Consider the following 8,035-nt stretch of genomic DNA (forward strand, 5'->3'; position numbering starts at 1 on the left):
CTCATTGGTCGGCTGCCCCCACGCAACGCGGCGGATACTTGCGATACCGCGACGTCGGAGCGGAGAGCAGCTGACCAACGGTCAGCTCTACGTCGGACGCTGCCGATGTCAAGAACCCGTAGAGCCGACCGTTGGTCGGCTGCTCCACCTTGGGGCCACTCATTGGTCGGCTGCCCCACGCAACGCGGCGGATCCTTCCGACACCGCGACGTCGGAGCAGAGGGCAGCTGACCAACGGTCAGCTCTACGAGCGCTGCGTTGCCCGATCGTCGGCCTTGCGCGTCACTGTCAGGCGTCGGCGGCGTCGGCGGTCTCGGCGACCGGGTAATCGGTGAATCCTTCCGCGCCGCCGCCGAAGAACCTGGCCTTGTCCGCGGGGTTCAACGCCATGCCCTGCTGCAGCCGTGCCGGCAGATCCGGGTTGGCGATGAAGGGGCGGCCGAAGGCGATCAGGTCGGCCCACCCCTTGGTCAGGGCTTCCTCGGCACGTTCGACCGTGTACTTGCCCGCGTAGATGAGCGTGCCGCGATAGAGCAGGCGCAGTGCCTCCTTGAACGCCTCCGGCATCACCGGGGCATCCTCCCAGTCGGCTTCCGCGATGTGCAGGTAGCCGACGCCGATGCTGTCGAGCACATGCGCGGCGGCCAGATAGGTGGCCTGCGGGGTGTCATCGACCGCGCCCTGCAGCGTGGTCAACGGCGCCAGACGCACGCCCACGCGCTCGGCACCGATCGCCTCTGCTACCGCTTCGACCACCTCGCGCAGGAAGCGCAGCCGGTTCGGCAGCGACCCGCCATAGCCATCGGTGCGCTGGTTGGCCTGCGAGTCGATGAACTGGTTGATCAGATAGCCGTTGGCGCCGTGCAGCTCGATGCCGTCGAAGCCCGCGGCAATCGCATTGCGGGCGGCCTGCGCATAGTCGCGCACGATGCCGGGGATTTCCTCGATGGCCAACGCGCGCAGCATCGAATGCTGGACCATCTCGCCGACGCCGCCCTGCGGCCCCCTGCCCTGCGGATCGACGAACACCTTCACGCCCGGCGCCAGCAGCGCCGACGCGGACACCGGTGCAGCACCGCCCGGTTGCAGGGCGGTGTGCGACACACGGCCCACATGCCACAGCTGGGCCACGATACGCCCGCCAGCGGCATGCACCGCGTCGGTGACGCCGCGCCAGCCGGCAATCTGCGCCTCGTCGTGGATGCCGGGGGTCCAGGCATACCCTTGGCCCTGCTGGCTGATCTGTGTGCCTTCGCTGACGATCAGGCCGGCCGAGGCGCGCTGCGCGTAGTACTGCGCCATCAGCGGGGTGGCGACATTGCCGTCGGCCGCACGCGAGCGGGTCATCGGCGGCATCACGATGCGGTTGGGCAGCGTCAGCGCGCCCATGCGGTAGGGGGTGAACAACATGGAAGACATCCGTCGGAACAGGTCTGCCCGAAGGATAGGGGCGCGCGCGGCGGCGCAACAGCGTCGGCGCGGCAAAACAGTTGTGCCGCCAGCGCAACGATCCCCTGTCTGGCCGCCTGCCGGCGACGGGCGTCAGGCGCGCTGGTCGGCCAGCATCGAATACGCCGCGCGCACCGTCTCGTAACCGTAGGTGCGCTCCAACCGGCGCACGATGAAGTGGCCGCGCGCCATGTCCTGGTAGTAGTCGGTGAACATGGTGTTGAGCGTGGCGCCGGTGACCGCGCCGATGATCGGCACCGCCTGCGCGGCGAACTTCTCGGTGACGACCACGCCGAAGCGCGCGGCCACCTTCTCCACGATCTTGGCCAGCCACTTGCCGGCKTCCTTCGGGGTCAGCCCGATCATCACCCCGCCGCCGCTGGCCACGCGCCCGGCCAGCTCGGCCGACAGGTGGCGCATCACTTCGGCGGTGAAGCCGCGGGTCACGTAATAGCCGGTCTCACTGGCATCGTCCTTGCCCGAGTTGCCGCCCAGGGCAAACACCTCCAGGCAGGCATGGCGGGTGCTGAGCTCACGCAGGTCGAAGCCTTCGCTGCGGGCCACGTCGGCCACCGAGCGCATCATGATCGTGGTCGACACCGGCAGCTCGATGAACAACGAGGTGAAACCGAACGCACCACCGACCGCGCCGCTGGTGGCCGCTGCCAGCTTGTGCCAGCGCGTGGAGGCGGTCTTGCCGGGCGTATTGTCCATGCTCCACAAGGCCGCCTGGGCGGACTTGAACAGCGCCGCCTCAACCGCGCCGTGGATGCGCCGGGACACCACGTTCGGCAGCTTCTTTACCGCAAACTCCAGCGGCGAGCCGATCAGGTTGGCCATCTTGGCGGTGAGCGTGGGCGATTCCAGCAGCGCGACGGCGCGCTGCAGGTCGGCCCAGTCCTGCGAGGTGGGCAGGATCTGCGTTTCCAGCGGGGGTGGCGTGCTGCGGGAGATGGCGTTCATGGCCCGGATCATAGCGCCGGTGGGTTGAACGGAATGTGCGTTTCCCTCTCCCGCCGCCATCACGGCTGGATCAGGCCGGCAGGCCTGCCAGGGTGCCCATGAACTGCCGGTAGTGGCGCAGTTCGTCGATCGAGTCGTGCACATCGCTCAGCGCGGTATGGCTGGCGGTTTTGCCGACGCCAGCGGCAACACTGGGCGCCCAGCGCTTGGCCAGTTCCTTGATCGTGGATACGTCCAGGTTGCGGTAATGGAAGTATCGCTCCAGCCGGGGCATTTCACGGTGCAGGAAGCGCCGATCCTGGCAGATCGAGTTGCCGCACATCGGCGATGCACCGGCCTTGATCCACTGCGACAGGAAGTTCACGGTCTGCGCTTCGGCCTGGCCCAGGCTCACCTGGCTGTCGACCACGCGCTGCCACAGACCGGAGCGACGGTGCTGGGTGCGGTTCCACTCGTCCATCGCCTCCAGGCGCTCCACCGGATGGTGGATGGCGAACTCGGGGCCTTCGGCCAGCACGTTCAACTGCGCATCGGTCACCACCGTGGCGATCTCGATGATCGAATCGTTGTCAGTATCCAGGCCGGTCATTTCCAGATCGATCCAGATCAGTCGCTCGCCTTCTGCGCCGTTGTCGGCCATGTTCACGCCTTGTGCAAGGGTCGGCGCCGCAGCACCGACCGGGGATGGAGGGGCGTCATGATACCGCCATCGCGTCGTCGTCCCGTCGCGACAGGCTGCGCTATTCCAGCAGCAGGGGCGGCTTGCCGCGCTTGGCGCGGAAGTAATTGGTCAGCCGCGTGCTGGCCTGCTTGGCCAGCACCCCGCCGTGGATCTCCACACGATGGTTGTGGCGGGCATCGCCGAGCAGGTCGAACACGCTGCCGCAGGCGCCGGTCTTGGGGTCACTGGCCGCGTACACCAACCGTGCCACGCGGGCGTGCACGATCGCCATCGCGCACATCGCGCACGGCTCCAGGGTCACATACAGCGTGCTGCCGATCAGGCGGTGGTTGGCGATCGCCCTGCCCGCCTGGCGCATCGCCACGATTTCGGCATGCGCGCTGGGATCGTGGTCGGCGATGTTGAGGTTCCAGCCCTCGCCCAGCACCTGGCCATCGGCGCCGACCAGCAGTGCGCCGACCGGGATTTCGTTGAATTCCTGCTCGGCGCGTTCGGCCAGCGCCAGCGCATGGCGCATCCAGTGTTCGTCCTGGTCGTGCACCGGCACGCCCAGCGGCGGCGGTGCCGGCAGGGACTCAACCATGGCCGTCGGCCTTGCGCACAAACGCCTCGAACGCGGCCAAGGTCGCTTCGCTGACATGGTGCTCGATACCCTCGGCATCGCGTCGGGCCGAGTCGGCATCCACGCCCAGCGCCAGCAGAAAGCGCTCCACGGTCTGGTGGCGGGCGCGCATTTCCACCGCCAACTGCTCGCCGGCCGGGGTGAGAAATACCCCGCGGTAGGGCCGCTGCACCGCCCAACCTTCCTTGACCAGGCGTTTGAGCGCCTTGGCCACGGTCGGCTGGGCCACGCCGAGCCGGGTGGCGATATCCACCTGGCGCGCCTCGCGACCGTCGGCGATCAGGTCGGCGATCAGCTCGACATAATCCTCGACCAGCTCCGAGCGACGCGCCTCGCGCACCTGCACGAAGCCCTCAACGTGGACCTGGGCATCGATCAAGGGCGAGATTTTGCGCGAGGAAGCGGGCATCGGAACTCCAGCGGGCGGCCAGCGGCGACTATGGCAGCAAGGCGCTCAGTTTACCGCACCCCGGCCCGCCGGCCGTGGCCGGGTCCGCTTGGGTCGCGCACGGGCCACCCGGTTGCCGGTTCGCGCGTGCGGTGCACGCGCCGTCCGGGCTACGGCTCAGCGAATCCGGCGCTGTAGCGCCGTCTCCAGCAGCACCTCGCCATCGAGGTTGCGCGCCACCAACGTGCCGCCGTGCGCGCGGGYGAACTCGCTGGCGATGAACAAGCCCAGGCCGAGGCCGCGGCTGTCGTGGAAACTGGCTTTGAACGGCTCGAACAAGCGCGGCAGCAGTTCGTCGGGAATCCGCCCGGCGTTGCGCACCTGCAGCCGCAGCGGCTCGTGCCCGGCGCCGTGCAGGCTCACTTGCACCGGCGCATCGCCGCCGTGCAGCACCGCGTTGCCGATCAGGTTGGACAACAGCTGCGCCAGCCGGTCCGGATCGCCCTGCAGGCGCGTGTCGCCGTCCAGCTGCAGCTCGATGCGTGCCTGCGGGTGGGCGCGTGCGATCTCGGCCACCACCACGGCAGCGACCTCGCCAACGTCGCACTCGTCGCAGTTCAGGCGCAGCCCCCCGGTCCGTATCTTGGAGAAATCCAGCAACTGCTCGACCATCCGCGCCATCCGCTGGGCACTGTTCTCCAGGTGGCCCAGCGTGCGCTGCACGCCGCTGTCGGCCGGCAGGTCCAGCGCGAGCTTGTCCGCACACAGCAGGATCGAGGCCAGCGGCGTGCGCAGGTCGTGGGTGAGTACGGCCATCATCGTTTCATTGAGTTTCAGCGCGTGTTCCAGGTCGTGGTTGCGCGCCTTCAACAGCTGCTTCTGCTGGTACAACTCGATGAAGACGTTGACCTTGCTCATGATCACCTGCGGCTCGATCGGCTTGTGCAGGAAATCCACCGCGCCGGTTTCGTAGCCCTTGAACGCGCGCACCGGATCGTTCGGCGAGGCGGTCAGGAAAATGATCGGCACATCGCGGCTGCGCTGCGAGCCGCGCATCAGTTCGGCCAGCGAGAACCCATCGATCTCGGGCATGTGCACATCCAGCAGCGCCAGCGCCACGTCGTGCTGCAGCAGCAGTTCCAACGCTTCGGCGCCGGAGGCGGCGCACAGGATATTCAGGCCCTCCCGGCGCAGCAGCGCTTCCATCGCCACCAGGTTCTGCGGCACGTCATCGACGATCAGCAGGTTCACGCGGTCATCGGCAGTCGCCCTGGCGGGGTCGATCAGGTTCATCGGATAAGGCCTTTCATGCGCAAGCACAGGGAAGTAAGCGGAAGCACTGCATCGGCGCCAGCGTGGGCCAGTGCCGAGGCAGGCATCAAGGAGGAATAGGCATCGTCGGGCGACTGGATCCAGGCCTGGCCGCCGGCGTGGCGCACCGCAGCCACGCCTTCGCTGCCGTCGGCGCTGGCGCCGGTGAGCAGGATCGCCAGCACGCCGCTGCCGAACACGTCGGCGGCACTTTCAAACAGCGGGTCGATCGCCGGGCGCGAGAACAGCACCGGCGCATCGACGGACAGGGCCAGGGTGTCGCGGTCTTCCACCAGCAGGTGGTAATCCGGCGGCGCGAAGGTCACCGTGCCGGGGCGCAGCGGCTGCTTGTCCTCGGCCTCGCGCACCGGCAACGGGCAGCGCAGGTCGAGCAGGTCGGCGATGCGGCTGGGGCGATCGCGCGGCAGGTGCAGCACCACCAGGATCGGCATCGCCAGGTCGGCCGGCACCGCTTCGAGAAGCGCCTGCAAGGCGCTGACGCCGCCGGCCGAGGCGCCGACCACGATCACGTCGAAATGTTGCCGATGCGGCACGGCGCTCATCAGGCCAGCTTCCGGTACAGGCGCTGCTCGCGCGCGCAGGCTTCGAAATCGTTGGCGTGCGCGCCGAACTGCAGCGATTCCTTGCCGCCCAGGCCGAGGAAGCCGCGGTGCACCAGCGCCTCATGGAACAGCCCGATAGCCCGGTCCTGCAACGCGCGCTGGAAATAGATCAGCACGTTGCGGCAGGACACCAGGTGCACCTCGGAGAACACCGTGTCGGTGGCCAGGCTGTGATCGGCGAAGACGATGTTGCGCTTCAGGCGGCGGTCGAACACGACGCTGCCGTAGCCGCTGGTGTAGTAGTCCGACAGCGAGCCGGTGCCGCCGGCGGCCAGGTAGTTGCGGCTGAACTGCGCGGTGCGCTCCAACGGGAACGCGCCGGATTCGGCGGCCTGCAGCGCATCGGGATTGATGTCGGTGGCATAGAGGATGGACCGGTCCAGCAGTCCCTCTTCCTGCAGCAGGATCGCCATCGACCACACTTCTTCGCCCGTGCTGCAGCCGGCAATCCACAGCTTGATGGACGGATAGGTGCGCAGCACCGGCATCGCGTGCTCGCGCAGCACCTTGAAATACGCCGGGTCGCGGAACATCTCCGAGACCTGCACGGTGAAGTACTGCATCGCCTGGGCGAAGGTCTCCGGCTCATGCAGCAGGCGGTGCTGCAGCTCGCCCATGGTGGCGCAGTCGAAACGTGCCATCGCATGCCGCATGCGCCGCCGCAGCGAGGACATCGCATAGTTGCGGAAGTCATAGTGGTAACGCTGGTATACCGCCTCCAGCAGCAGGCGCAGTTCCAGGTCGAACAACTCGGTGTCGTTCATCGACGCGAGCACCACACACGGCACAGCGAGACCAGCTTGTCCACGTCGATGGGCTTGGCGATGTAGTCGTTGGCACCGGCCTGCAGGCAGTGCTCACGGTCATCGGGCATGGCCTTGGCGGTCAGCGCGATGATCGGCAGGTCGCGCCAGCGGTGGTCGGCACGGATCTCGCGCATGGCAGTCAGCCCGTCCATCTCCGGCATCATGATGTCCATCAGTACCAGGTCGATCTCCGGACGCAGCTTGTCCAGTGCCTCGCGCCCGTTGCGCGCGATTTCCAGGGTCACCCCGAGCGGTTCGAGCACGCTGGACAGGGCGAAGATGTTGCGCACGTCGTCCTCGGCCAGCAGCACGATGCGCCCATCCAGCACCGCGTCGCGACGGCGCGCCTCACGCAACAACCGCTGCTGGTCGCTGGGCAGGGACGCCTCCACGCTGTGCAGGAACAGGGTCACTTCGTCGAGCAGGCGCTCGGGCGAGCGCGCGCCCTTGATGATGATGCTCTTGGAGTAACGACGCAGGCGCTGCTCCTCATCGCGGGTCAGCGCACGCCCGGTGTAGACGATCACCGGCGGGAAGGCGACCGCATCGTTGCCGGCCATGCGCTCGAGCAGGTCATAGCCGGTGCCGTCGGGCAAGGTCAGGTCGGTGACCATGCAGTCGAAGGTGGACGTGCCCAGTGCGGCCATCGCCTCGGCGATGGTACCCACGCCGGTGATTTCCAGCTGGTCGCGGCCCAACAGCAGCTGCAGGTTCGAGCGCAGCTCGCTGTCGTCCTCGACGATCAGCAGGCGACGTACGTCGCGCTGGCTGGTGGCCTCCAGCTGCTGGATCGCCCCCAGCAGGCGCTCGCGCGTGGCCGGCTTGATCACATACCCGATCGCGCCCAGCTCCATCGCCACCTGCGAGCGCTCCAGCCCGGACACCACGTGCACCGGAATGTGCCGGGTGGCGGGATCGCGCTTGAGCCGCTCCAGCACGCTCAGCCCGGACACGTCGGGCAGGCCGATGTCGAGCAGGATGCCGTTCGGGCGCAGCTCGGCGGCCAGGCCCAGCGCCTCTTCGGCAGTGCCGGCCACCACGCAGTCGAAGTCGAGTTCATGGGCCATCGACACCAGCGCACCGGCAAAGGTCGCATCGTCTTCGACCACCAGGATCATGCGCCCGGCGCGGCTGCGCCGGCCGCGGTCATCGGCCACCCGCTGCAGCGCGGCCGGCGGTGTTGCTTCACCA

At 68.0% G+C, this 8,035-nt stretch carries 9 protein-coding genes; all 9 read right to left on the reverse strand.

The annotated features are described in order from the left end of the window. Window positions 1-288: 288 nt before the first annotated feature. Window positions 289-1,410, reverse strand: a complete 1,122-nt coding sequence (locus tag AC1DQP_RS12765; protein WP_478051722.1) for an alkene reductase — start codon at window positions 1,408-1,410, stop codon at window positions 289-291. Window positions 1,411-1,542: 132 nt separating this feature from the next. Next, window positions 1,543-2,412, reverse strand: coding sequence for an EcsC family protein (locus tag AC1DQP_RS12770; protein WP_478051723.1), 870 nt, complete (start codon window positions 2,410-2,412; stop codon window positions 1,543-1,545). A gap of 70 nt (window positions 2,413-2,482) precedes the next feature. Further along, window positions 2,483-3,052 carry an oligoribonuclease gene (gene orn, locus AC1DQP_RS12775; protein WP_457320300.1) on the reverse strand — a complete coding sequence of 190 codons (570 nt, stop codon included), beginning with the start codon at window positions 3,050-3,052 and terminating at the stop codon, window positions 2,483-2,485. Window positions 3,053-3,152: 100 nt separating this feature from the next. Continuing rightward, window positions 3,153-3,677, reverse strand: coding sequence for a tRNA adenosine(34) deaminase TadA (gene tadA / locus AC1DQP_RS12780; RefSeq protein ID WP_457320302.1), 525 nt, complete (start codon window positions 3,675-3,677; stop codon window positions 3,153-3,155). Beyond that, entirely contained in the window at window positions 3,670-4,125 is a 456-nt protein-coding gene (mntR, locus tag AC1DQP_RS12785) for a manganese-binding transcriptional regulator MntR (protein WP_256777235.1), read from the reverse strand. Before mntR ends, tadA begins: the two co-directional genes overlap by 8 nt. A 156-nt stretch (window positions 4,126-4,281) precedes the next feature. Further along, window positions 4,282-5,397 (reverse strand): hybrid sensor histidine kinase/response regulator, encoded by a 1,116-nt coding sequence (locus tag AC1DQP_RS12790; RefSeq protein WP_478051724.1) that lies wholly within the window; start codon window positions 5,395-5,397, stop codon window positions 4,282-4,284. Beyond that, window positions 5,394-5,978: a chemotaxis protein CheB gene (locus AC1DQP_RS12795; RefSeq protein ID WP_457320305.1), complete on the reverse strand. Its 585-nt coding sequence runs from the start codon at window positions 5,976-5,978 to the stop codon at window positions 5,394-5,396. Before AC1DQP_RS12795 ends, AC1DQP_RS12790 begins: the two co-directional genes overlap by 4 nt. Next, window positions 5,978-6,826 carry a CheR family methyltransferase gene (locus tag AC1DQP_RS12800; protein WP_478051725.1) on the reverse strand — a complete coding sequence of 283 codons (849 nt, stop codon included), beginning with the start codon at window positions 6,824-6,826 and terminating at the stop codon, window positions 5,978-5,980. The genes AC1DQP_RS12795 and AC1DQP_RS12800 overlap by 1 nt, the downstream gene beginning before the upstream one ends. Beyond that, window positions 6,799-8,035 (reverse strand): response regulator (locus tag AC1DQP_RS12805; RefSeq protein ID WP_478051726.1); only part of this gene is annotated, 1,237 nt, incomplete at its 5' end. The genes AC1DQP_RS12805 and AC1DQP_RS12800, both read right to left, overlap by 28 nt.

Source organism: Stenotrophomonas sp. P5_A8 (assembly GCF_056400545.1).

Excerpts from the sequence above, each read along its gene's own strand:
- AC1DQP_RS12765 (WP_478051722.1), bottom strand. The coding sequence starts at position 1,410 with ATGTTGTTCACCCCCTACCGCATGGGCGCGCTGACGCTGCCCAACCGC.
- orn (WP_457320300.1), bottom strand. The coding sequence starts at position 3,052 with ATGGCCGACAACGGCGCAGAAGGCGAGCGACTGATCTGGATCGATCTG.
- tadA (WP_457320302.1), bottom strand. The coding sequence starts at position 3,677 with ATGGTTGAGTCCCTGCCGGCACCGCCGCCGCTGGGCGTGCCGGTGCAC.
- mntR (WP_256777235.1), bottom strand. The coding sequence starts at position 4,125 with ATGCCCGCTTCCTCGCGCAAAATCTCGCCCTTGATCGATGCCCAGGTC.
- AC1DQP_RS12795 (WP_457320305.1), bottom strand. The coding sequence starts at position 5,978 with ATGAGCGCCGTGCCGCATCGGCAACATTTCGACGTGATCGTGGTCGGC.